Raw genomic sequence first — 22,956 nt, 5'->3', positions numbered from 1 at the left:
ACATAAAGTATGGTGTGAAACTTATACTTTATGTCTTATATTTTAAAAAAGGCTGTCTTATTTGTAGGGGTTACCTACTTATAAGACAGCCTTTTATGTTGATCCTACAGTCGAACTGGACTAATGTTCCAAATCTCAGCTGCATAGCGACTAATTGTGTTATCGCTGGAGAATTTACCGGAATGACCAATATTAATAATGGACTTCTTCAGCCATTCTTGCCGGTTGCGGTATGCCCGATCAATTTCGACGTGCGTCTCAACGTAACTGGCGAAATCCTTCAGGACAAAAAACTCATCGTTATTATCCAGAAGAGAGTGGAAGATACTCTCAAACTCCGTAGCGTGACAACATATAGGTCCTGGTTTGATTAACTGATCCAGCACTTCCTTCACACGACTATCCCCGTTGTAAATATCACGCGCATGATAACCGCCATGCTGGTAGTAATCCATGACCTGCTCCGCGCGAAGTCCGAACAGGAACATATTGTTGTCTCCCACCATTTCATGCATTTCCACATTTGCGCCATCCATCGTCCCTACCGTCAATGCACCGTTCATCATAAACTTCATATTCCCGGTACCGGATGCTTCTTTGCTGGCTGTAGAAATCTGCTCACTGATGTCCGCTGCAGGAATGATCTTTTCTGCTAGGGATACCGAATAATTTTCAAGGAAAAAGATACGAATCTTCCCTTTAACATCCGGATCTTTATTGACTACCTCCGCAACTGTATTAATCAGTTTGATAATCCGCTTCGCCAGATGATAACTTGGCGCTGCCTTTGCTCCGAATATAAACGTGCGTGGAACCATATCCATCGAAGGATTATCTTTGATTTGATTGTACAAATGAAGAATATGCAAAATATTAAGCAACTGGCGCTTGTAGGCATGCAGACGTTTCACCTGTACATCAAAGATAGAGTCAGGATCGACATGTACAGAATGCTTGCTGTAGATGTACTCTGCAAGACGAAGCTTATTCTGGCGCTTAATACTTGCTACTTGTTCCTGGAAGGAAGCATCCTCACAATATTTAATCAAGCCAATCATTTCTTGAGGATGGCTCACCCAACGGGTCCCTATCGATTGATTGATCAAATTAGCCAGGTCCGGATTGGCATGCAGTAACCATCGCCGATGGGTAATTCCGTTCGTCTTATTATTAAACCGGTGTGGATACATTTCATTAAAAAGCCGCATCTCGCGCTTCATTAATATTTCTGTATGCAGCGCCGCGACTCCATTGACACTATGGCTCGCTACAATCGCCAGATGAGCCATCCGAACCTGATCATCATGAATAATCGCCATCTGCGCAATTCGATCCTGATCCCCCGGATAACGACTCATAAGCTCGCCACAGAAGCGCGCATTGATCTCTTCAATGATAAGAAAAATACGTGGCAGTAGCTCCCTAACCATTTGAATAGGCCATTTCTCAAGCGCTTCGCTCAGAATAGTGTGATTAGTATAAGAGACCATACGCGTCGTGATACTCCATGCCTCATCCCATCCTAAACCATGTACATCCATCAAAATCCTCATCAATTCAGGAATCACCAGCGTTGGATGTGTATCATTAATATGAAGAGCAACCTTGTCAGGCAGCGATTCTATAGGAATCCCAAGCTTGGCATAGGTACGCAGAATACTTTGCAGCCCCGCACTACAGAGAAAATACTGCTGCTTCAGTCGAAGCAGCTTGCCTTCGTATTGAGAGTCATCTGGGTACAGGAACTCCGAAATGGATTCTACCGAACGCTTATACTCCAGAAACTTATGATAATCCGTCCCGGCAAAAGAACCAAAGGTTCTAGAGGGCTGGGTAATGGATTCTGCACTCCAGTTCCGCAGTGTATTCACATGCCGGCGATCTGCACCAATGATAGGGACATCATAAGGCACTGCACGAACAGCCTCATATTGCGTATGCTCAAATACGAGCCGTCCGTTCTCTTCGCGGGTCTCAATAGTCCCCCAGAACCTAACTTCAACCTGCTTGTCTTCGCGGCGCACTTCCCAAACATTATCATTCTGCAGCCAATAATCAGGAAGCTCTACTTGATACCCATCAACGATCTTCTGCTCGAACAGGCCATATTTATACCGTATACCACAGCCATGTCCCGCATATTGCAGGGAAGCGAGTGAGTCCAGAAAGCAGGCAGCCAAACGACCGAGACCTCCATTCCCTAACCCAGCGTCCGACTCCTCCTCCTCTATATCCTGCAAGCAAAAGCCAAGGTCCGCTAAACCTTCACGTACTACTTCCAGTACACCCATATTCAGCAGATTGTTCCCTAAAAGCCTACCGATCAAGAACTCCATTGAAAAATAATAAACCTGCTTATCTTTATCGAGCTTATATTTCTGGTTCGTTTCCGCCCAATTTTTTCCGGCGTTCTCACGAATCATGTTGCCCAGTATTTTATAGACATCGGCATTCGAGGCTTCCTCAAGCGGTTTACCTAATTTACCAATGAGGGTCTCACGGAATACCTGTTTGAAAGATTCTTTATCGTTAAACAACAGTAGGTCCTCCTGACAAATGCTTTTATTAGAAGTGCAGCAGACTGTGCCATTAGATCAGACAGGTTAATACTGCTTTGTGCATCTAATCCAGTCGTTAGATCTTGCTGCTCTTGGCGATGACGAATGGACGTTTGCTATCTCCAACGAGAATTCGATTCTTACTCAAATGTACGTCTTTATCCATAATTACATTCTCAATGACCGCATTTTCTTCGATGACGCACTTTTGCATAATTACTGAGTTGATGATCTTCGCTCCCTTACGCACCTGGACCCCACGAAAGATCACGCTATTCTCTACCGTTCCAGCTATAATGCAGCCATTCGCCACCAACGAATTACTGACATTAGCACTTTCCAAGTACCTTGTTGGAGCCTCATATTTAATCTTCGTCTGTACCGGGCTTTCTTTGAACAAACTGAAGTAATTCTCCTGCTGGAGCAGTTCCAAACTGTTCTTATAATAACTCTCTAATGAATTAATTACGGCATGATAGCCATGATATTCGTATGCGGCGATATTAAATTTATGTCGGTTCTTCTGAATCACATCACGGAAAAAATAACTCTCTCCATGCGCAATGCAATGCTCCACCTGCTCCAAGAACAGTTTTTTCTCCATAATGAAGATATCCAGATATAAATTAGGATGGTCTTTCTCATGATGGATATTAGTTACCTTATTCTCTTCGTCTACTTCAATACGCTGGCATAGATCATGTTCTGGCTGCAGTTCTTCAATCTTTTTATACACTACTGTAACGTCGGCACCCTTCTCCAGATGGTAACTGTACAAATCCTGAAGATCAATTGTATTGATATGCTGGCTGCCGGAAAACACGATATATTTAGCAGATCCCCGTTTAAAAAGATCCAGATTGTTATGATAATGCTGTAAGTCCCCGAGAGAAGTATCCGTAGGATCGTTCCAGTCTGGAGGCAAAATGAATAATCCTCCATGCTTGCGGTTCATATCCCAAGATTTTCCGTCACCCAAATGGTCCATTAGAGAACGGTATTTACGGCGGACGAACAGGCCAACGCTCTCCAGGTCTGCACGCATCATATTAGAAAGCACGAAATCAATCAACCGATAACGACTTGCAAAAGGTACGGCTGCACCACAGCGGAAATAAGTGAGTTCATTTAGTTTGTCAAGTTCATGATCCAGATTAATTACACCCATGAGTTGCTTCATCGGAATCCACCGTCCTCTTATAATTTATAAGAAAGTATAAGTTTCACGATATACTTTATCCTTATAAATCTCGCATAAACGCTTACCGTCCCTAGAAGGACGCCAAAGGCGTTTTAGCTTGATTATATGGTTTTGGCTACAGCTGATTTACGTTTTTTGCTTTTGTTGTCGATCAGCAGAATTTCATTCTCATTCTCCCGTTCGATGCCTATTTCCATATAATCGTCGATTACCGTATTCTCACTAATAATCGCTTTATGAATACGTACATTTTTGCCAATCTTGACCTTAGGCATAATCACGGAGTCCGTAATTACACTTCCCTCACCCACTTCTACACCATAAAAGAGAACCGAGTGATTCACTTCTCCGTGCACAATGCAGCCCTCATTAATAATGCAGCCTGACACTTTCGCCCCAGGGGCGACATATTGGGCAGGTTGATTCGGATTACGTGTAAAAATGCGCCAGCTGGGATCATTTAGATTAAGTGGCGGGGTATCGCTCAGCAAATCCATATTCGCTTCCCATAAGCTAGTTACTGTACCTACATCTCTCCAGTATCCTTCAAAAGGGTAAGCAAATAAGGAGTTTCCGTCCTCCAGCATTAAAGGAATGATATCCTTGCCGAAATCGTGGGAGGATCCTACATTCTCTCCATCCTCCAGTAGATGCTTGCGGAGAACCTCCCATTTGAAGATATACACCCCCATAGAAGCTAATGTACTTTTTGGCTGAGCGGGCTTTTCCTCAAATTCGTAAATTTTTAGATCTTCCTCGGTATTCAAAATTCCAAATCGGCTTGCTTCCTCCAGCGGAACGTCAATGACAGAAATTGTGCAATCAGCGTTTCTTTCCTTGTGGTATTGAAGCATAGCGTGATAATCCATTTTATAAATGTGATCTCCGGATAGAATAAGAACATGCTCTGGATCAAACTGATCCACAAACTTAAGATTCCGATAAATCGCATCTGCTGTTCCCCGGTACCAACTGCTTCCATTCTCACGTTCATGCGGTGGCAACACGAATACCCCGCCGTTCTTACGGTTCAAATCCCAATCGCTGCCTACTCCGATGTAAGAATGCAGTATGAGTGGCTCATATTGAGTCAGCACACCCACTGTATCAATACCTGAATTGGAGCAGTTACTTAAAGGGAAATCGATGATCCGATAGGTCCCTCCAAAATAAACAGCGGGCTTGGCAAGCGATTTGGTTAAACCTTTCAATCTTTTGCCTTGGCCTCCAGCCAATAGCATGGCTACCATTTCTTTTTTCTTCATGGAAAAGCCTCCCTTGACTTATGGGTAATATGAAGTTCAGCAAGCACAGGTTGAATGAACAGAAGTTCCAAAAAGAAGTGAATGAACAAGAAATACACTTGAAAGAAATGAGCCTTGATAGGAAGATGGACAAAGACGAGAAAAACGTGGAAGGAAATATAACACGGTCGAATAATCTTCCCTAAAATGGGTAACTTTCACCAAAAATCAGGAGATTATCCTTATTGTAAAGTGTTCTATATCCGCCGTCAAAACCCTTTATCACATTTTCGAAAATCCGGATTTTTTAACCTTGTTTGTTATTAAACACATTAATATTACTTATAACTAAATTAACCCCTTTGAAACATCATGAAATAAGAAAAGACTCCTTTACACGTAAAGCAAAGGGACGGATCTTCAGCAAACTTTCAACCGGATATGTCATAATGTAGCTATCTATCACTGATTTGGAGGTACCTATGATGAAAGCAGCTCAAGGCGTTCGACTACTGCTAGTAGATGATGAGCCTCATATACTACAATTTCTGGAGCTGGGTCTCCTTAACGAAGGATTTGAAGTCAGAACCGCACCCGATGGGATCACAGCCATCTCGGTAGCTGCTGAGTTCAAGCCACATGTAGCCATCCTAGATGTCATGATGCCTGGCATGGATGGATTCGAGTTATGTCATTACCTTCGCTCAGAAGAGACGGAACTAGCCGTTATTATGCTAACTGCAAAGGATGAAGTGGACGATCGAGTCAAGGGTCTCACTATTGGCGCTGACGATTATATGGTCAAGCCCTTCAGCTTCGACGAATTGCTTGCCCGAATTCAAGCGCGGCTACGCAATCAATTTCCAGGTCTGCTCGGCGAGGTGCGCTGCGGTCCATTCCGAATTGATAGCCGTAGAAAAGAAATTCGCTTCAAGGAAGAAGTCCTTGAACTCTCCCCCACGGAATACGAGTTATTACAGTATCTCGTTATTAATCACGGCCTTGTACTAAGTAAACCCATGATTCTTGATAAAGTGTGGGGCTATGACTTTGGTGGTGAGGAAAATATCGTTGAGGTCTATATCCGTTCACTTCGCGAGAAGCTAGGGGATAAGGAGCACCGTATTATCCGTACCCTGCGGGGAGCAGGCTACCGGGTAGATCTATGAGTAAGCGCATCTTTAAATGGTTTCGTAAGCTGCCTGCACCACGTTCTCTGCGTAAGCAGTTGCTAGCCATTTCGCTGCTCATTCTATCAGGATTGCTGCTGCTAATCGGAGTATTACAATATATACTCATGCGGGATTTCATATATAGCAATAGAGCAGAGTCTATGGAAGCGCAAATACGTTCTGTTCCCCGTGAAATGTTTTTCAACTTTTTCAATTCCTATGACGAGGACACCACAACTCCAAATGAGGGAAACACCGAGTTTAATGGCAATTTGCCGGGGGAAAGAAACGGCGAGAATAAAATTCCAAATGGTCAAAGAACCGGTGAAAATAGGCGTCCACTCCTGCTGGATGCCCATACAACACTCGCTATTTATAGCGCGGATGGCACCTTCCGAGACTTACAGCAAATGACTTTATCTGATTCAGCCGCGCCTAGATTAACGAATGAACAATACAATAATCTGCTCACTCATATCACGGATAGAGCAACAGGAAACTATAAGCTCGTAGAGGCCGATGACGGCACTGAACATCTGGCTATATTTGTGAATCTCTATAGACCTGGAAATACTCGATTGCTACTCCAAATGAGTGTGAATACCGGACCTCTTACGGATGTAATCTTACAGCAATTGATGATATACGCAGGCTTGTCAGTGATTGCTTTATTGGCTGGCTTCTTCCTATACTTGCCTGCCCTTCGAAAGACGCTGGTCCCTCTGTCAAATATGGGAGAGTCCGCCGAGATCATTGATGCCGGTAATCTGGATATCCGATTTCCAATGAACCAAGGCCAGACTGAGATCGACAAGCTGGCTCATTCATTCAATGGTATGCTCGAGCGTCTCGAAATATCCTTTCATAATGAACGGGAAGCCAAGGAACAAATGCGCCGCTTCGCTGCCGACGCTTCTCACGAGCTGCGAACACCGCTGACCTCGATCCATGGCTTTCTAGAGGTCTTACTGCGAGGCGCTGCGGATAATAAAGAACAGTTATACAATTCATTGCGAAGCATGCATGGCGAATCGAAACGGATTAATAAGCTGGTGGAGGATTTACTGCTGCTCGCTCGGATGGACGGCGCCCCTCAACTGCGGATGACGAATCTACTGCTCGGTGAGGTCATATCCGAAATGAAGCCGCATCTGCTCTTGTTAGCGGATCAGCGCAAGGTTACTTTTGATATCTCGTATGGCATCCAGGGTAAATATGAACCCAATAAAATCAAACAGGTGATTCTGAATCTGTTCCACAATGCGGTTCAGCATACGGATGCAGAATCTGGCACCATTCATCTCTCTTTATATGCTAGGGGAAATGAGGCCATTCTAACGGTGCAAGACAACGGCTGCGGGATTTCTCCAGAGCATATCCCACATATCTTCGATCGCTTCTACCGCAGCGATTCCTCTCGTACACGAAAATATGGTGGATCTGGACTCGGCCTTTCTATTACCAAGTCTATCGTAGAGGCACATCAGGGCAAGATTATTGTAAGCAGCACCCTCGGTGAGGGAACAACGTTCAGAGTTACCCTTCCTTGCGAGGAAGGATTAGCCAAGAGAGAGTAATAGTCGTTATAATAGATGATAGGCTTAAGCCCATGCTTACGAAGTAGTTTTACTACGTTGTCCATTCTAAGGAGCGTCGCTCCGCAAAACTTAAGCCTATGCTTTCGAAGCGAGTTTTGCTCCACAAAACTTTTAGGAGGTCAAAAAAATGTACGAAATCGCCGTAATTGGAGCCGGTCCTGCCGGTGCAAGCGCAGCCCTGTTCGCCGCCAAGGCGGGCAAAAAAACGCTGCTGATCGACAATGATAAAGGCATGACCCGTAGAGGATGGTTTGAAAATTTTTATGGAATTTCCGAAGTAGGCGGTCCTGATCTCGTAGAAACCGGACATAAGCAAGCCGTCAAATTTGGCGCTGAGCTGGTAGCAGAACAAGCGATTAACCTCACTTCCAGCGGCAATGGATTCGTCATTGAAACTGAAGACGGAATCATTTATGAAGCCAAACATGTTATTCTAGCAACAGGCGCCCTTACCGATCTAGCCGCCAAAGCAGGTGTGGAAACTAAGGATGGTACAGAACCAAGAATCAAAACAGTAGTCGCTGTTAATCCAGAAGGTAAAACAAATATTGAAGGCATTTGGGCTGCAGGTACCGTTGCCGGAGTAAGTGTACATGCCATTATTACGGCAGGCGATGGCGCGAAGGTAGCCATTAATGTGATTAGCGAGCTAAATGGCGCGCGTTATGTTGATCATGATGTGCTAAAGGCTTAATCAATGATTGAAAATATAGATCCGGAGACGATTCTTAGGAATCTGTCCTCCGGATTTTTTATATCGCAAAAAATAACTGTACTTGGTGCAGTTATTTCATACCTTAGCCCCTCTATGACTCTTTTAAGTGCAGTTTATGCAACAAAAACAGATGGAAAGAGTATTTCCATTGGATTATGAGGAAATAAGTGTATCAAGTGCAACTAGGTCGATATATAGCAGTCTGATGCGCTTTTTAATTGCATAAAGTGCGCTTATTTGTTCATCCCCAACTGCCCTGTAAACGCCCCACGCGCAAAAAAACTGCCCCAAACATCATCCCACCGCCGCCGAAGACGATGTTAGGATCGTTTGGTACAGTCTCCTTCAATCACTAGCGTGAACCCCAAGGTAACACCCTCACTTCTTCACTTTCCTTCAGACTAGCAGCAAGCTTTTGCAAATACGGAACCAGTAATGGACGCAACTCCTCCCGCATCAATCCGACCTCCAGCGTAGCCTGAATGTAGCCGAATTTATCACCAATATCATAACGTCTGCCGATCAAATCCAGCGCTAGCAGACCTTCAGTACGGCATACCTCATGCAATGCATCAGTCAGTTGATATTCACCACCTGCTCCCCGTTCAAGGTTAGCCAGCACTGAAAATATCGAAGACTCCAAAATGTAACGTCCCATAATCGCATGCTCTGAAGGTGCCCTATCCGGTGAGGGCTTCTCCACCAAACCTTTAACTTCATGGACGCCTTGTAGTGAACCGCTAGATGAAATAATTCCGTATTTATGAACCTCCTGCCGTGGTACCTGCTGAACACCGACGATGGTCTTCTCTTCTTGTTCATACAATTGCATCATTTGCAGTAGCGCCGGGTCCTCCGAGACCATGATATCGTCACCGAGCAGAACAGCGAACGGCTCATCGCCAACGAACTGTTCCGCACAAAGGATGGCGTGACCTAGTCCTAGCGGCTCTTTTTGCCGAATGTAATGAATGCTGGCCAGTTCGCTAATCGCTTGGACTTCACGAAGCAGCTCCTCTTTTCCTTTTTCCAAAAGCATCTGTTCCAATTCCACTGATTTATCGAAATGATCTTCAATCGATTTCTTGTTACGCCCCGTCACGATAATGATACTTTCAATGCCGGATCGAACAGCTTCTTCTACGATATATTGAATCGCCGGCTTATCCACAATGGGCAGCATTTCCTTGGGCTGAGCCTTAGTTGCAGGCAGGAAACGAGTGCCTAAACCCGCGGCGGGAATAACCGCTTTTCTAATCTTCACAACGACTCCCTCCCTTGTATTTATCGATTGTGTAGAGCTTGCTGCTCACGAGCATCCTGCTGCTTCTTGCCTTCATAGAACTCCTGAACAATATAGAGCGGACGTCCCTTGGTCTCATCATAAATCCGACCGACATACTCACCCAGAATCCCTAACATAATGAGCACAAAACCATTAAAGGTCAGTGTGATTCCGATCATCGATGCCCAGCCCTTAACGACTGAATCCGTAAAAATCACCAGATATAGCACATACATCAGATATAGAAAACCAGAGGCCGACAGCAACGCGCCAAGGTATCCTGCCAGCTTCAGCGGCTTATAAGAGAAGGAAGTAATTCCATCCAGAGAGAGCTTAATCATCCGTTTCAGCGGATATTTTGTTTCTCCCGCCAGACGTTCATCGCGTTCATATTCAATGGCTTTTTGCCGAAAACCGACCCAGCTGACCAGACCGCGTACGAATCGATTTTTCTCCGGCAGGCGTTTGAGCTCCTCACAGACTTTACGATCGATGAGGCGAAAATCCCCCGTATCGACAGGTATTGAAATATCGGTTGAATAACGTAGCACTCTATAAAAGAGGCTGGCCGTCCACTTTTTGAATAAGGATTCTCCGTTGCGCTTTATCCTTTTGGCATATACAACTTCATACCCCTGCTTCCATTCCGCAATCATGTCCAGAATCAGTTCCGGCGGATCTTGTAAATCGGCATCAATAATGACAACTGCATCCCCTAGGGCGTAATCCATTCCGGCAGTAATAGCGATCTGATGTCCAAAGTTACGAGACAAGTCGATCAGCTTCACACTCTCATCCCAGTAGCTATATTCCTCAATCATCTGGGCGCAATTATCTGTGCTGCCGTCATTCACAAAGATCAGCTCATACACTTCATTAGTTAGGCCCATTACTTTTTTGATACGTCGATACGTCTCTTGAATGACCGCCTCTTCGTTAAACATCGGTATAATAATGGAATAGCGCACGTGGGTACTCATGAGCAGCTCCTCCTTAAATTTGAATAATGAAGCGTGCCTGATCTATCTCATAACACGCTTCATATGATTAACATCCGCCTAGTTTACAGTGACCTTGTATAATGTCCCGCTGTTTCCTCCATCGCTTCCTGCCCAATCGGCTGCTGGAACTTCTGTACCATTCTCTGTGATCCACGTCGTCAACTCGGAGCTTCCCCCGCGTCCACCACCCATACCACCGCTATTGATCAGGAAGTACTTCACCTTTCCGCTCTCTACGAACGCCTTTAGGGTATCTGGGGTATACACGGTGTCTGAGTTAGAAAATCCGTTCAAAATAACAACCGAGGTACCCTTGTCAACGATATATGGAGCTGCTGTGCCATAATCCAATGTAGCAAAAAGATAAGGCTCCCCAGTATTGTTCTCCTCCAGATAGGACAACAGACTCTCATTCGCACTTGCGGCGCTATTACGTCCAAAATTGCTTGGACTGCCGCCCATTCCCCCTCTACCCTCACTACTGCTCGGGCCTGCCTCAGGGGTTTGACTGTTTAAACCATAAGTTATGGGAGTAGCTGCCCAGTAAAGCGGCCCAACTAACAATACTAATACGGCTGCAATACCTGTCGCTGTCGTATAAATAAAGGATTTTTTTAAGCCTTTAAGAACTACCAGGACCAGCGAAACCACTATGCCTGCAGCTAAAATCCCAATGGACCAGCCACTGCCAATCGTATCGTTATAAGGATGAACAATGTACCACTGGAACCCTGCTGTAACCAGCGTTGCGGCAGGCAATAGCCAAGACAGCCAACCAGAGTGCTCCCGATATAGCGTCCACAGCTTCGACCATCCTGCACCGACTAATGCTGCAACTGGTGGAGCCATCATCACCAGATAATATTGATGGAAGAATCCTGCGATACTGAAGAATCCCATAACGGGCACCAGCCACGCTAACCAGAAGAGAGCCTCTTTATGAGCTTGGTTAAAGTTCTTTCTCCGCAGATTGGCGAATAATCCAATGATGCCTAGCAATACGAAAGGCAGCATCCAGCTAGCTTGACCTGACAGCTCCGATTGGAACAGGCGCAGTGGACCTGCTGTTCCTGTATTGAACATTCCGCCTCCGCTTCCACCGCCGTTCATGCCGCCGCGATTTCCTCGCCCGCCGTCCTCGCCACCAAATTGCCGACCTTGACTGTCTGTTCCACTAGGAGGCTGACCTGGTGCACCTCCATCATCGTCACCAGTCTGGCTATTCGAGGTCGAATTTGTGCCTTGCCGGTCCGAAAATGCTGCACGTCCGCCATCAGCGCCACTATTACTGCCTGACCCGTTCATGTTGGGCATCTCGCCATTCATAGCTGGCATTTCACCATTCATGTTCGGCATCTCGCCGCCATTCATTCCTGGCATTCCACCGCCACCACCACCTGCCCCGCGATCCCCCGTTAATCGGGCCACGCCATTATACCCAAAAGCAAGATTCAGCACTGAATTGGTACCACTGCTGCCGATATAAGGCCGTTTGCTGGCGGGAATCGAATCCACGATCACTGCCCAGGATAAGGAGACTACAAGCAAAATTGCTGTGGAGGCGGCCAATACTCCCGTCTTCCGCTTCCAGTTCACTTTGGCAGCTAAGACATAAAAGAAATAAAAAGCCGGTAGAACCATGTACGCCTGTAGCATCTTCTCGTTAAAACCAACACCGATTAACGCAAATGCGGTAAGAAGGCTGCCCATCTTGTTGCTCTTCGTCCCTTTAAATAGAAACCATGCCGCGAGCAGAAGGGTGAATACAAGCAGTGCATCAATATTGTTCGTCCGGCTGACTGCCGCTGCTACCGGAGTAGTCGCCATGACTAGAGCTGCTATACGTGCTGCCGCTCTGCCAAAGGTAGGCTTCACCAGCAGGTATACAAGTAACACGGAGCCCACGCCGCCAAGTGCCTGTGGCAAAATCACACTCCAACCGTGCAGCCCGAAGATAAGCGCGCTAAGTGTCTGAATCCAAAAGGTAACTGGTGGTTTATCTACCGTTACTGAACCCGCGGAGTCCAGTGAAGCGAAGAAGAAATTATGAAAGCTCTGCAGCATACTTCCCACCGCGGTGGTGTAGTATGTATTCACATAGTGGTCATTCCAAACTCCATACCCGTACAAAAAAGCGGCAAGTAATAAAATGAGCCACAATATAAGATCCGAGCTTATTTTTTTGACCCTGCTCATCTCCATCCACTCCTATCCTTTGATCATCTGTATTCCGGCAGTTCTGTGCCCCCGGTTCAATCTTTCTGTAGGTGTATTATTTCACCCTTACCTTAACTCTCAATGAGTCCAAGCTGAATGTTTGCTGAATATACAAGGCCCCCAGAACGCAAAAAAGACCCCACAATGTGGAGCCTTTCTGTTTTTAAAATTGACTATTCCATCCTGCCCATAGCAACGAGCTTATTCACTGTATTCCAGTTACGTGCTGTAACAGACATACCTAATATTTTGTCAAAAGAAACCTTAAAAAGCGGCGATTGGCTCACGCTGATCTCATATAACACGTACATCTCTCTGCCGGAAAAACGCAGTTTATCCGGTCCTTCCTCATAAATACGCAGCTTATCTAGTGCTTCAGCTGAAGGCACTGCTGGCAGAAAAGAAACATACCATCTTTTGAACGCCTCTGGGTCGGTCAGCTGAAAGGGATTATTAGTGATTACTTCCTCCATCTCAGCCAGTGTACGAATCATAACAGAGACCTCAAAACCAAAAACCTCATGAATCTGGCGTTCAATGACTCCGCTAAGGAGACTCTCCGATTCCTCATCACTTTCAAACACTACATTGCCGCTCTGAATATACGTTCGTACATTGTGAAAACCAAGGGACTGCAACATTGTCTTCAGATCCTGCATCTTAATGATTTTGTGGCCGCCGACGTTAATGCCACGCAGCAGCGCAATATAGATAGTCATGGAGCACACTCCGTTTCTAGTCAGGATCAAGGTAGTCCCACGGTTAAGGTCTGCAGACGTTTACGCACTTCTTTTACCAGAAGCTCCTTCTCCGGTGGCGGAAGTCCTTCCACCAGACGCGCGGCAGCGATTGGCAAAATCCAGCGGTCTATGTCCTCATAGGCGAGACCTGATAAACGGAGATACTCCCGAATGTATCCCTTGGTTAATTTCTTTCTAATAAAACCTATCATCATTCTCGATAAGGCAGAGGCTCCAGGGGGCATGGCTCCCATACTGAACATCACTACAGATCGAGCAGCATCGGCCGCTGGTTCTCCCGCCACACCTGTCATCCAGTCGATTACCCAGAGCTGGTCATCCATAAGCACATTGTCAGGATGGAAATCTCCATGACATAAATGGGTTCCTTGTGGTAACTTCTCCAGATAGCTCAGGATGGCTGACTTCTCATCTTCACTAAGCATTGGAGCCCCCATAATATTCCACTTCAACATATCCTTCTGCTGTCCAATTTCTTCTGTAGGTTCAAGCTTATGCAAATCACAGTGAAGTCCCGCCATCATTCTGGCATAATGGGTAACTTTCCAAGGCTTCTCACCCATCACTTTTAGCAGGGAGGGACCTTGAATTTGTTGAAAAACGATTCCTTGTCGACTCTGTTCAGAAATTAGTTCAAAGGGCTGCGGTGTCCGGACGCCCTGCGAGTGCACAAACTGGCTGATCTTATATTCTCGGCTAATATTCTGCTCTGAAACATCCGCCAGGTACAATTTAATAATCCTCTGATCATCATGCTGCCAGATCTCCGCTGTTCTGCCTTTCCCAACAAGCTTCGCCTTCATTCAGCAGCCTCCATTTAGTCCAGATTAATGCGGGTAAAATGCTCAACAACCGGAAATGGATCGTAGTAATGGTGAAGCAGCGCTTTCCATTCCTGATACTGGCTGGATTCTCTGAATCCTATGGTGTGATCTTCAAGCATTCTCCACTTCACAAGCAGAAGATATTTATGATCATCCTCCAAGCAATGCTGCAATTCATGCCCTATGTAGCCTTCGATCGAAGAAATTAAGCTTGAGGCCTCCTTGAAGCTTTTTTCAAATTCAGTAGTAAAACCAGACTTCACTTGCAGCATCGCAGCTTCCAAAATCATAATCAGCATCCTCCAAAGGTTATGTATTTAAAGCATCACGGAAAAATTCATGATAAAAATTAATAATAACAAGCAGAATGGCTAGTGACTCATTGACCTGCTCTACCTCAAGGCTATGATTAGCATCATCGATTCTATACACTTTTAAATGATGAAGCCCACTAATTTCACCAGATAGCTGTTCGCTAAATAAAGGGTCGCTTCCGCCATAAATTACAGTCCCACGACTCTGCTGTATCAAAGGGATCGCCTCAGGTAATGGTGTTATATATAGATGAGACGTCTTTTTCTGTATTTCCAGCTCTTCTGCAATTCTCCCTGCTATGACCGAACCCACGCTTTTGCTAATGAATAGAATCTTTTTGTAATCAGGAAGAGATGCGATGGCCGCCTTACATTCCTGAATGAGAATAATCATTTCATCACGCTTAAAACCTACTCTAGCACTCTGGTAGCCATATTCAAGCAGCAGGACATCGCAATTATGTTCCCGAGCAGCTTTGGCCGCATAATCTAGCAGAGGGCGTTCAGCCGAGTAATTTTTACCTGGAAAAATAACAGCCAGTGTCTTAGATCCTTGAGTAATATATTTATGTCTAACCTCTCTACCCCAATAAGAGGACATAATGATGTTGCTGACGTTCATACCTGTTTCCCTCTTTTCTAAAACAACCATTCTATATATCTATCATTATAGCTAACTTATGTTTAGTTTTAAAATCAAAGAATTCCTAATCTTTACTAGAGATCAGGAATGTTCGAAAGTAGGTCTATTGCTGTGATGCCACCTGCTTATGTTTACTTTTACTAACCTTAATTTCAGCACAAATCCACAATATCAACGGAATAATCACCTGAAAAGGAAGCGCATATATTGGATAAATAGTATAGGCAAAATGCTGCATCTCCATAATATCCTTGAAGATAAACCGAGAGAAATAAACCATAATCAATCCCAGCTGAAGCACAACGGATCGGTAACTCTTCAGTTTGAATAACTTAGCTACTCCAACACTAGCCACATATAAACATAAGCTGGCCTTTATGAATATGGTGATTACAAATCCAAGTGCGGATGATGCCTCCATTCGGGTCAAAAAATCCCCGATATTAATCCGACTAACTGCTACATAAGAGGGAAAGTATAAGCTTTGAACAATATCAGGATTGAGAATCAGCAAATTCCGCAGTGAAACGAGTAAAATCACTCCACCAGAAATCAGTAATCCGCTTAGCAGAATCTTTTTGGCTGAGTCTTTTGCCGGTAAATGACTAAATACTCCCATAAAAAGAACAATTTCAGCAAAAGGAAACGTAAATGATCCAAATGTATCTGCAAATATCGGTGACCATCCACTGTCAAGAAAAGGCTTCAAATAGTGATACTTAAACTTGGGAATCGCTAAGATTTCAATAAACAGCACCTCAGCTAAAAGCAGCAGTAGAAATAGTTTAGCACATCGTCCAATCACCTCAATTCCTGCCTTAACCACCCAGATACATAACAGTCCGATACATAACATGGGTGCAATCATAGGGGTCTCAGTCAAAGCCACTGTTTTACTAAATTCCCCAAAATTCCTTAGAACGAGGGCCCCCATATGCAGCGCGTACCATATATACATACAAGAAACTACTCTTCCAAAGATAGATCCAAATACGGTGATCAAGATATCAAATAGATCCCTCGCCGGAAAAAGCACATGAAATCTCGCGTATATAAACAGCAGGGGAACCGTTAACGATATGGCAAAAAGTAGAGCAATCCAGCTACTGTTGCCCGATTTCCCCGGAAGTCCCATGAATAGTGAAGTCCCAATAATAAATAGAACAACAATACTTATAGAATGCCCTGCGGGTATGATCTCTTTTTTCATGCTTAAATCTCCTCTTAGACTTGTAACTAAAATAACTTGCTGATCCAGCTTACAATTAAAGGCGAAGGACTAGGAAGCTGCCATTTCATGGCCAATGCAAAAGCAATACAGAAAGAAAACAGACATAGTGTACAACACACATAAAAATCCCGTTTCATCCCTTGCTTTAATAGTCCGTAAGGATCCATCAATACAACAAAAAAGTAGATTAACACAACGATAACAGCCAATTTAATCACCTATTCTTGATGGATCTGGATAGATCTTGAGTTTTGAGCACTGCTCTCAATAATTACTGTTGAATTTACAACCACTTCTAGATCAGAGAATTCCCGCTCCCAATCTTTATCTAGCTCGGTCCAGGTCTTAGGCATATTCTCAAAGATAATCTCTCCGAATCCAAAAATATCGGAATGATAATCCTGCTGTACCTTTTTAATTACAGAGAGAATATTCTTCTGTAATTCCTTAGCGGCACGCTTTTCTATAACATTCTTACTATTCAGACTAGTGAATCCTTCAGTAGTCATTACCTCATCAAGCCCGGTATGTGTGAACGTATTTATCTGTAATTGGAGCTTACCGTTTACCCAAACAGGCTTTACTTTTGTTTTATTAGAGAAAATTTCAAGTGTAAAGTCGGGGGTTCCCTCTTCGTTATTCACGGTTAACACCCCTCCCTTAATATTATCTTTAACAAACAACATATACTTGGTCTCTTCGCCACTCAGCTTGCCAATCATTTTGTCCATTTTGAAAATAGCTGTTCCACTAACACGCGGATTCTTCTGACCATTCTTTTCGTGAATATAAATAAGAGGAGCTATAGCACAATCCCCCGGCGTTTCAAGCTTTTCAATGAAGTCCCAAATTTCCACAACCGGAGCCGTACTCACATTTTGTTCAATTGCCATCTGCTGAGCAAGACCATAAGACATAATAGTTTCTGTTGAGCTGTTCAAATTAATTACTTCCTGAGCCGTCTTCTCTTTAGAAACAAACACATATACATCCGACCGAGTTTCTGTATCTCTGTTGTACCAATCAATCACCTTTACAACCCCTTCCTTCGCTACCTCCTCACTGATAATGATCGCCTTGGAATGGCTCCAGAATAATTTTTTTCCCGTGATTGAAATCATGCCTCGCACAATTTCAAACAACGTTTTACCTGAAAGACTAACCATTTTATATCCCGCTTGACTAGACTTCATCCCCTCTTTCGTATCCACGATTTCGACCGTTGCTAATAGCTTCCCGTCAGAATCTTTATCGATGCCAATGCCTGCTACAACCGCCCTGTCTTCAATTTCAGCGTAATCCCAACAGCCCAAGATACTGACCAGAAGTAATAGCGATATACAAGCTAGCAACCCTTTTTTGATTTTTTTCATGACCGATTCCTTACTTTATTTGTCGCTTTTCTCTTTCGGTTACGGGCACCAATCATCGCTGGACGCAGATACATATGCCACCACGGCGCCCTTATAGCTGTATCCTTAATATCCTGCGGGCGAATAGAACCTACTCCAAGCATGTATTGAACTCCAAAGGAACGTAAACTCATCAAATGAATAACTAAACCGATCACGCCTAAAAAATACCCATATAACCCCAGGAAAAAGGTGGCGAACAGCAGCAACGACCTTACTACGATTAAAGGACCCGTCAGCCTAGGGTTAAGCAAAGCCATAATTCCGGTTAAACCCACAACAATAATCATAGGCGCGCTAACTATCCTCGCTTCCACAGCCGCCTGACCCAACACAAGCGCACCTACGATACTAATCGCCTGTCCAATGTAGGTCGGTATTCGTTCTCCTGCCTCGCGCAGAATTTCAAATATCGTTAGCATGAACAAGACCTCCACTACAGTTGGAAAGGGAACGGCTACTCTCGATGTTGAAATACTAAGCAACAACATGGTAGGCAACATTTCCTGGCTATAAGTAACCAAAGCCACGTACAAAGCAGGAATACTAATAGACAAGAAGGCTCCAAGTACCCTTATCATTCGGTTAAACGAACCAAAGTAATAGTTAATATAATAATCAGAACTGGCCTGAAAATTCTCCACAAACATATAGGGCACTGTCATTGCATAAGGACTGCCTTCCATTAATAAGGCAACTCTACCCTCCATAATTTTGCTTACTACAGAATCAGGACGTTCTGTGCTTCCCGTCATTTCAAAGGGTGAAAAGGGTTCATCTCGAATAAGCTCCGAAAGAATAGACGTATCCAATACAACATCTATGTCTACCTGCTGAATTCGGTTCTGCAGCTCTTTAATAACCTCTGGTGAGGCCAAGCCTTCCATATAACAAATACAGGTTTGTGTTTTGGAGCGAGTCCCGACTTGACCATAAATCAACTTTAAGTCCGGACTCTGCACTCTTCGCCGAATGAGCGTCAAGTTCACAAGCAGCGACTCTGTAAAACCTTCTCGTGGACCCTTGACACTTTTTTCCGTCACAGGCTCCGCGATGGCCTTCGTTTCCCACCCCTGCGCACTAATGTTAAGCGCACCAGCAAAGCCATCCAGCAGAAATAATGTTTTTCCAGCTACGACCGCGCTAACCATCTCATCCAAACTCGTAGAGCAAACCACATCGCTAATGTTAATTACCAGCGTCCGAATTTTCTCCATCATTTCGGCTGTATTCCCGCTATCCATTGCCGTAAAATCAAAATCCATTAGAGGCTTTATCACCCCGTACTGGATCATTTCCCTGTCTACCATTCCGTCTACATAGACTAATCCGCAGCGGATGCCGTCACTATGGATATTATTTAGCACCCTTATCCTAAGTGTTCCATCATCCTTGAATATTTGCCGAAACAGATTCATCATTTCATCTAGTGACGTACTCGGAGTCTGCTCAGAGGTCGTATTTTGTTGAGAATCTTTGCGGTTACCATCTGCTGCCTTTTTCTCCACAGTAGTCACTCCTGTCACAATAGTTTCCTAGAAATTATCCCCCATCTCACTAAATACTATCCGCCAAAATTATACTGAAAAGGGATCAACTTCTTTGCAAAGGAGAGTAAACTCCATCCGTTAAAATAAAAAAAAGCCGCTTTATCAGCGGCATGTTGAATGTTTATGATTGTAGGGGTCATCTGGTATAATTTGATGAAAACAAGAGATAGGAGCTCTCTATGACACCATTTACAGAACAAGTGATTCGTATCATACAATCTATACCTGAAGGAAAAGTGATGACTTACGGAGGCGTTGCTCGTGCGGCAGGAAGCCCAAGAGGCGCAAGGCAGGTGGTTCGTATCCTCCACTCCATGAGTAGAAAATATAAACTTCCCTGGCATCGGGTTATCAACGCCAAAGGAATGATCGCCTTGACTGAAGATGAATCCAACTCCCTCCAGAAGCTTTATTTGCAGGAGGAAGGGATTATTTTTAATGAAAAAGGTGTGGTAGATCTGAAGCAATACCAATTTGATCCGGAATTTATGGATTAACCACGTATGCGCTTGGCGTTCCTTCCTTTTTCACTGGTTCCAAGACCATTTAGCAAACAGTACATCGTAGCGTAGATAACCAGCAATACGAACGCAATGAACAAGCTAAAAAATACCGACTGTCGATTCAAGCTGTCCATAACCAGTTGGTACAACTGATGCCGGTCCGTCAGTACGTCCCAGCTATTCAGCCTGTAGACTCTGCCAAGCAGGACCCCATACCCCCCAAGTACACATGCTGCGAGTACGAATATCCAAGAGAAGAGCAGGCTGCTTTTGCGGTAAACAACCGTCTGAAACTGGTATAAAGAGAAGAATCCAGTCAACCAGCCGCTCCAAGTGAACAATAAGAGGGTAGTCAGATCATACCAATACCGATTCTGAATGGTGCCATCCACGATATATCTGCTTTTTCTTATCGTTAGATGCACCAGATCCGTCATGAGATAAGGCGCGTTCGGAAAGAACAGCAGCCAAGCGATGCCTAGCGGAACAAGCAGCAAGCCACCTATCTTCCTTTTATCCAGTTCATAAGCAGCCATAGAGAACAGGAACGGAATCCAAGCCAGGAATAAATTCCAGAGTAAAAATGCATAAAACGAATCCGTCTGTAGTGACACTACACGATATACGGCCAATGTCGCCACAGACAGACCTGCCAAGAGCATAAACACCTTCGGATAATTCAATTCCTTCATGAGCTTATATTCTCCCTTATCGAGATAGTTTACATTTAACTTATACCCAATTGTACAAATTTGGCATTCTCAAGTCCAATCTGCGGGAAATATAAGGCTAATGTATAGTGTGAAACTTATACTTTCTTATATTTAAATAGAAAAAACCGGACGCAGAAACGTCCGGGCTGACTCTTATCTATTTAACTCAAAGACCACTATTTAGTTCAGGTGCAATTACAGGGTTCTTACGCCCTTTCAGACCGCGCATACTTCCCGCCTCTTCCAGGCTGGAGAACGCTGTACACTCCCTAAAAGCGGCATGGCTACATCCAATACACTTGCTGTAATCGATGCTGTTAAGTGCGTCATTAATTGCTTCCCCGGTGCGCGGATAAAACTGAGCCTCTCCTATGGTACTATACAGTCCAGTTCTCTTGAGTAGCTCAAGCGGCTGTGGCTGAATACCTGAGATCATAAGCTTCCCTCCAACGGCTTGTAAATGCCGCACCAGCTCTGCTAAATTGGATTCTCCGGTAGTATCCATGAAAGGTACTTTTCCCATCCGCATTAATATAATTCTAGGCTGATCTGAACCATAGCTTGGCATAGTGTCATCGAATCGATAAGCAGCGCCAAAAAAGAGCGGACCTTCTACCGTGTAAATTCCAATTTGCGGACAATCATGACTCTCCGTAACCATATGTGCCTCTACCTTAACGGACTTCGGATCAGGCAGTACTTTGGCTACCAAATGAACCTCTCCCATTCGTTTCACAAACAGAATAACCGCAAGAATTAATCCCACCTCTACAGCCAGCGTTAAATCTGCAAATATCGTTAACAAGAAGGTGATGAATAATACCAAGGAATCGCCGGTCTTGATCTTAAGCAGATGAAGGAACTCTTTGCGCTCACTCATATTCCAAGCTACTACCATTAAGATAGGTGCCATCGCAGCTAAAGGAATACTGGAAGCATAGGGTGCGAGCAACAGGAGAATTAGAAACACCACAACACCGTGAACGATCCCCGAGATCGGAGAAACAGCGCCACTCTTGATGTTCGTCGCTGTTCTAGCAATTGCTCCTGTCGCTGGTATGCCTCCGAACAAGGGAGCAGCAATATTAGCGATTCCCTGACCGATCAACTCTCGGTTACTATTATGGCGGCTGCCTGTCATTCCATCCGCTACAACAGCGGATAACAATGACTCAATAGCACCTAGCATTGCAATGATAAATGCCGGACGAATGAGCAGGGTAATTCGTTCCCAAGTAATGTCCGGAAATCGAAAGCTTGGTAAGGTATTAGGGATATCTCCGTAAGCAGAGCCAATCGTAGTCACTTTACCGCTAAAGAATAACGCAGCAATCACAGTCGCGCACAGAAGACCTACCAATGATCCAGGCACCTTCGGCGCGAATCGAATCGCTAGGATAACGACGGCAAGACAAATCACGGCGGTCAGGATACTGTATCCATTCATCCTCGATAGATGAAGCCCTATTTCTTTCATGTTATTTACAAAGCTCTCATGCCGTTCTATATTCCTTAATCCAAGGAAATTTGCAATCTGCCCGGTGAAGATAATGACCGCTATCCCTGCTGTGAAACCAATCGTTACTGGTCTCGGAATAAACTTAATCAATACACCCAGCTTTAATAATCCCATGAGAACTAGAATAACCCCTGCCATCATCCCAGCAATAAGCAAGTTCTCATAGCCATACTCCATCGCAATGGCAAACAAGATAGGAATAAAAGCACCTGTCGGTCCACCAATCTGAAATTTTGATCCTCCGAACAATGAAATACATATTCCGGCAACGATTGTCGTGTAAATGCCATACTCGGGTTTCACTCCGGATGCAATAGCAAATGCCATCCCCAAAGGAATGGCAATCACACCAACGATTGTTCCCGAAATCAAATCCTTACGAAATGCATTCATGTTGTAGCCTTTATATCGGCCCCACCCTGTCATGATCAAACCTTCTTTTCTTTAAATATCTGATTATTTGAATATAAGAAAAACATTACTCTAGGACGCAAC

Annotated in this window: 19 protein-coding genes; 4 read left to right on the top strand and 15 right to left on the bottom strand. The window is 44.4% G+C overall.

Annotated elements, in window-relative coordinates:
* Nucleotides 1–104: 104 nt before the first annotated feature.
* The 3 genes from CA600_RS24475 to CA600_RS24465 all read right to left on the bottom strand — a co-directional run bounded on the left by CA600_RS24475 (nucleotide 105) and on the right by CA600_RS24465 (nucleotide 5,024).
* On the bottom strand, nucleotides 105–2,537 hold the full coding sequence (locus tag CA600_RS24475; protein WP_094873601.1) for a glycogen/starch/alpha-glucan phosphorylase: 2,433 nt from the start codon (nucleotides 2,535–2,537) through the stop codon (nucleotides 105–107).
* Nucleotides 2,538–2,634: 97 nt separating this feature from the next.
* A complete protein-coding gene (gene glgD, locus CA600_RS24470) occupies nucleotides 2,635–3,738 on the bottom strand; it encodes a glucose-1-phosphate adenylyltransferase subunit GlgD (protein WP_094873599.1) in 1,104 nt (367 codons plus the stop codon).
* 122 nt (nucleotides 3,739–3,860) lie between these two features.
* Nucleotides 3,861–5,024, bottom strand: a complete 1,164-nt coding sequence (locus tag CA600_RS24465; protein WP_094873597.1) for a glucose-1-phosphate adenylyltransferase — start codon at nucleotides 5,022–5,024, stop codon at nucleotides 3,861–3,863.
* 464 nt (nucleotides 5,025–5,488) lie between these two features.
* Between CA600_RS24465 and CA600_RS24460 the strand changes: the two genes are divergently transcribed.
* The 3 genes from CA600_RS24460 (at nucleotide 5,489) to CA600_RS24450 (ending at nucleotide 8,467) form a co-directional block, all read left to right on the top strand.
* Nucleotides 5,489–6,172 carry a response regulator transcription factor gene (locus CA600_RS24460; RefSeq protein ID WP_076116779.1) on the top strand — a complete coding sequence of 228 codons (684 nt, stop codon included), beginning with the start codon at nucleotides 5,489–5,491 and terminating at the stop codon, nucleotides 6,170–6,172.
* A complete protein-coding gene (locus CA600_RS24455; protein WP_094873595.1) occupies nucleotides 6,169–7,752 on the top strand; it encodes a sensor histidine kinase in 1,584 nt (527 codons plus the stop codon). The genes CA600_RS24460 and CA600_RS24455 overlap by 4 nt, the downstream gene beginning before the upstream one ends.
* 148 nt (nucleotides 7,753–7,900) lie before the next feature.
* Nucleotides 7,901–8,467, top strand: coding sequence for an FAD-dependent oxidoreductase (locus CA600_RS24450; RefSeq protein WP_042184618.1), 567 nt, complete (start codon nucleotides 7,901–7,903; stop codon nucleotides 8,465–8,467).
* Nucleotides 8,468–8,840: 373 nt separating this feature from the next.
* Here the strand turns inward: CA600_RS24450 and galU are convergent, their stop codons facing one another.
* From galU to CA600_RS24395, 10 genes are all read right to left on the bottom strand, one after another.
* Nucleotides 8,841–9,752 (bottom strand): UTP--glucose-1-phosphate uridylyltransferase GalU, encoded by a 912-nt coding sequence (gene galU / locus CA600_RS24445; protein ID WP_094873593.1) that lies wholly within the window; start codon nucleotides 9,750–9,752, stop codon nucleotides 8,841–8,843.
* A gap of 20 nt (nucleotides 9,753–9,772) precedes the next feature.
* Entirely contained in the window at nucleotides 9,773–10,753 is a 981-nt protein-coding gene (locus CA600_RS24440) for a glycosyltransferase family 2 protein (protein WP_094873591.1), read from the bottom strand.
* Nucleotides 10,754–10,831: 78 nt separating this feature from the next.
* Nucleotides 10,832–12,970, bottom strand: a complete 2,139-nt coding sequence (locus CA600_RS24435) for an ArnT family glycosyltransferase (RefSeq protein ID WP_094873589.1) — start codon at nucleotides 12,968–12,970, stop codon at nucleotides 10,832–10,834.
* Between the two features lie 194 nt (nucleotides 12,971–13,164).
* A complete protein-coding gene (locus CA600_RS24430; protein WP_094873587.1) occupies nucleotides 13,165–13,710 on the bottom strand; it encodes a DUF1697 domain-containing protein in 546 nt (181 codons plus the stop codon).
* 26 nt (nucleotides 13,711–13,736) lie between these two features.
* Complete coding sequence (locus tag CA600_RS24425; protein ID WP_094873585.1) at nucleotides 13,737–14,555, bottom strand: phosphotransferase family protein; 819 nt, start codon at nucleotides 14,553–14,555, stop codon at nucleotides 13,737–13,739.
* A gap of 14 nt (nucleotides 14,556–14,569) precedes the next feature.
* On the bottom strand, nucleotides 14,570–14,866 hold the full coding sequence (locus CA600_RS24420; protein ID WP_094873583.1) for an antibiotic biosynthesis monooxygenase family protein: 297 nt from the start codon (nucleotides 14,864–14,866) through the stop codon (nucleotides 14,570–14,572).
* Nucleotides 14,867–14,885: 19 nt separating this feature from the next.
* Nucleotides 14,886–15,512: a hypothetical protein gene (locus CA600_RS24415; protein ID WP_094873581.1), complete on the bottom strand. Its 627-nt coding sequence runs from the start codon at nucleotides 15,510–15,512 to the stop codon at nucleotides 14,886–14,888.
* 124 nt (nucleotides 15,513–15,636) lie between these two features.
* Nucleotides 15,637–16,743 carry a GerAB/ArcD/ProY family transporter gene (locus tag CA600_RS24410; RefSeq protein ID WP_094873578.1) on the bottom strand — a complete coding sequence of 369 codons (1,107 nt, stop codon included), beginning with the start codon at nucleotides 16,741–16,743 and terminating at the stop codon, nucleotides 15,637–15,639.
* Nucleotides 16,744–16,982: 239 nt separating this feature from the next.
* A complete protein-coding gene (locus CA600_RS24400; protein WP_094873576.1) occupies nucleotides 16,983–18,137 on the bottom strand; it encodes a Ger(x)C family spore germination protein in 1,155 nt (384 codons plus the stop codon).
* A complete protein-coding gene (locus CA600_RS24395; protein WP_094873574.1) occupies nucleotides 18,134–19,684 on the bottom strand; it encodes a spore germination protein in 1,551 nt (516 codons plus the stop codon). Before CA600_RS24395 ends, CA600_RS24400 begins: the two co-directional genes overlap by 4 nt.
* A gap of 221 nt (nucleotides 19,685–19,905) precedes the next feature.
* On the opposite strand from CA600_RS24395, the gene CA600_RS24390 reads away from it, so the two are divergent.
* Nucleotides 19,906–20,223 (top strand): MGMT family protein, encoded by a 318-nt coding sequence (locus CA600_RS24390; protein WP_042184593.1) that lies wholly within the window; start codon nucleotides 19,906–19,908, stop codon nucleotides 20,221–20,223.
* Here CA600_RS24390 and CA600_RS24385 read toward each other — a convergent pair.
* Both CA600_RS24385 and CA600_RS24380 read right to left on the bottom strand, forming a co-directional pair.
* Nucleotides 20,220–20,921 (bottom strand): DUF1361 domain-containing protein, encoded by a 702-nt coding sequence (locus CA600_RS24385; RefSeq protein ID WP_094873572.1) that lies wholly within the window; start codon nucleotides 20,919–20,921, stop codon nucleotides 20,220–20,222. The two genes, CA600_RS24390 and CA600_RS24385, sit on opposite strands and share 4 nt — an antisense overlap.
* Nucleotides 20,922–21,108: 187 nt before the next feature.
* Complete coding sequence (locus CA600_RS24380) at nucleotides 21,109–22,887, bottom strand: SulP family inorganic anion transporter (protein ID WP_094873570.1); 1,779 nt, start codon at nucleotides 22,885–22,887, stop codon at nucleotides 21,109–21,111.
* Nucleotides 22,888–22,956 lie beyond the last annotated feature (69 nt).

The organism is Paenibacillus sp. VTT E-133280 (assembly GCF_002264385.1).
GTDB classification, from domain to species: Bacteria; Bacillota; Bacilli; order Paenibacillales; family Paenibacillaceae; genus Paenibacillus_AQ; species Paenibacillus_AQ nitricinens.
This window is presented reverse-complemented; position numbering and strand designations above follow the sequence as displayed.

What these genes read in the sequence shown, in the direction of transcription:
- glgD (WP_094873599.1), bottom strand. Translation starts at nt 3,738, where the DNA reads ATGAAGCAACTCATGGGTGTAATTAATCTGGATCATGAACTTGACAAA.
- CA600_RS24465 (WP_094873597.1), bottom strand. Translation starts at nt 5,024, where the DNA reads ATGAAGAAAAAAGAAATGGTAGCCATGCTATTGGCTGGAGGCCAAGGC.
- CA600_RS24460 (WP_076116779.1), top strand. Translation starts at nt 5,489, where the DNA reads ATGAAAGCAGCTCAAGGCGTTCGACTACTGCTAGTAGATGATGAGCCT.
- CA600_RS24455 (WP_094873595.1), top strand. Translation starts at nt 6,169, where the DNA reads ATGAGTAAGCGCATCTTTAAATGGTTTCGTAAGCTGCCTGCACCACGT.
- CA600_RS24450 (WP_042184618.1), top strand. Translation starts at nt 7,901, where the DNA reads ATGTACGAAATCGCCGTAATTGGAGCCGGTCCTGCCGGTGCAAGCGCA.
- CA600_RS24440 (WP_094873591.1), bottom strand. Translation starts at nt 10,753, where the DNA reads ATGAGTACCCACGTGCGCTATTCCATTATTATACCGATGTTTAACGAA.
- CA600_RS24435 (WP_094873589.1), bottom strand. Translation starts at nt 12,970, where the DNA reads ATGAGCAGGGTCAAAAAAATAAGCTCGGATCTTATATTGTGGCTCATT.
- CA600_RS24430 (WP_094873587.1), bottom strand. Translation starts at nt 13,710, where the DNA reads ATGACTATCTATATTGCGCTGCTGCGTGGCATTAACGTCGGCGGCCAC.
- CA600_RS24425 (WP_094873585.1), bottom strand. Translation starts at nt 14,555, where the DNA reads ATGAAGGCGAAGCTTGTTGGGAAAGGCAGAACAGCGGAGATCTGGCAG.
- CA600_RS24420 (WP_094873583.1), bottom strand. Translation starts at nt 14,866, where the DNA reads ATGATTTTGGAAGCTGCGATGCTGCAAGTGAAGTCTGGTTTTACTACT.
- CA600_RS24415 (WP_094873581.1), bottom strand. Translation starts at nt 15,512, where the DNA reads ATGAACGTCAGCAACATCATTATGTCCTCTTATTGGGGTAGAGAGGTT.
- CA600_RS24410 (WP_094873578.1), bottom strand. Translation starts at nt 16,743, where the DNA reads ATGAAAAAAGAGATCATACCCGCAGGGCATTCTATAAGTATTGTTGTT.
- CA600_RS24400 (WP_094873576.1), bottom strand. Translation starts at nt 18,137, where the DNA reads ATGAAAAAAATCAAAAAAGGGTTGCTAGCTTGTATATCGCTATTACTT.
- CA600_RS24390 (WP_042184593.1), top strand. Translation starts at nt 19,906, where the DNA reads ATGACACCATTTACAGAACAAGTGATTCGTATCATACAATCTATACCT.
- CA600_RS24385 (WP_094873572.1), bottom strand. Translation starts at nt 20,921, where the DNA reads ATGAAGGAATTGAATTATCCGAAGGTGTTTATGCTCTTGGCAGGTCTG.
- CA600_RS24380 (WP_094873570.1), bottom strand. Translation starts at nt 22,887, where the DNA reads ATGACAGGGTGGGGCCGATATAAAGGCTACAACATGAATGCATTTCGT.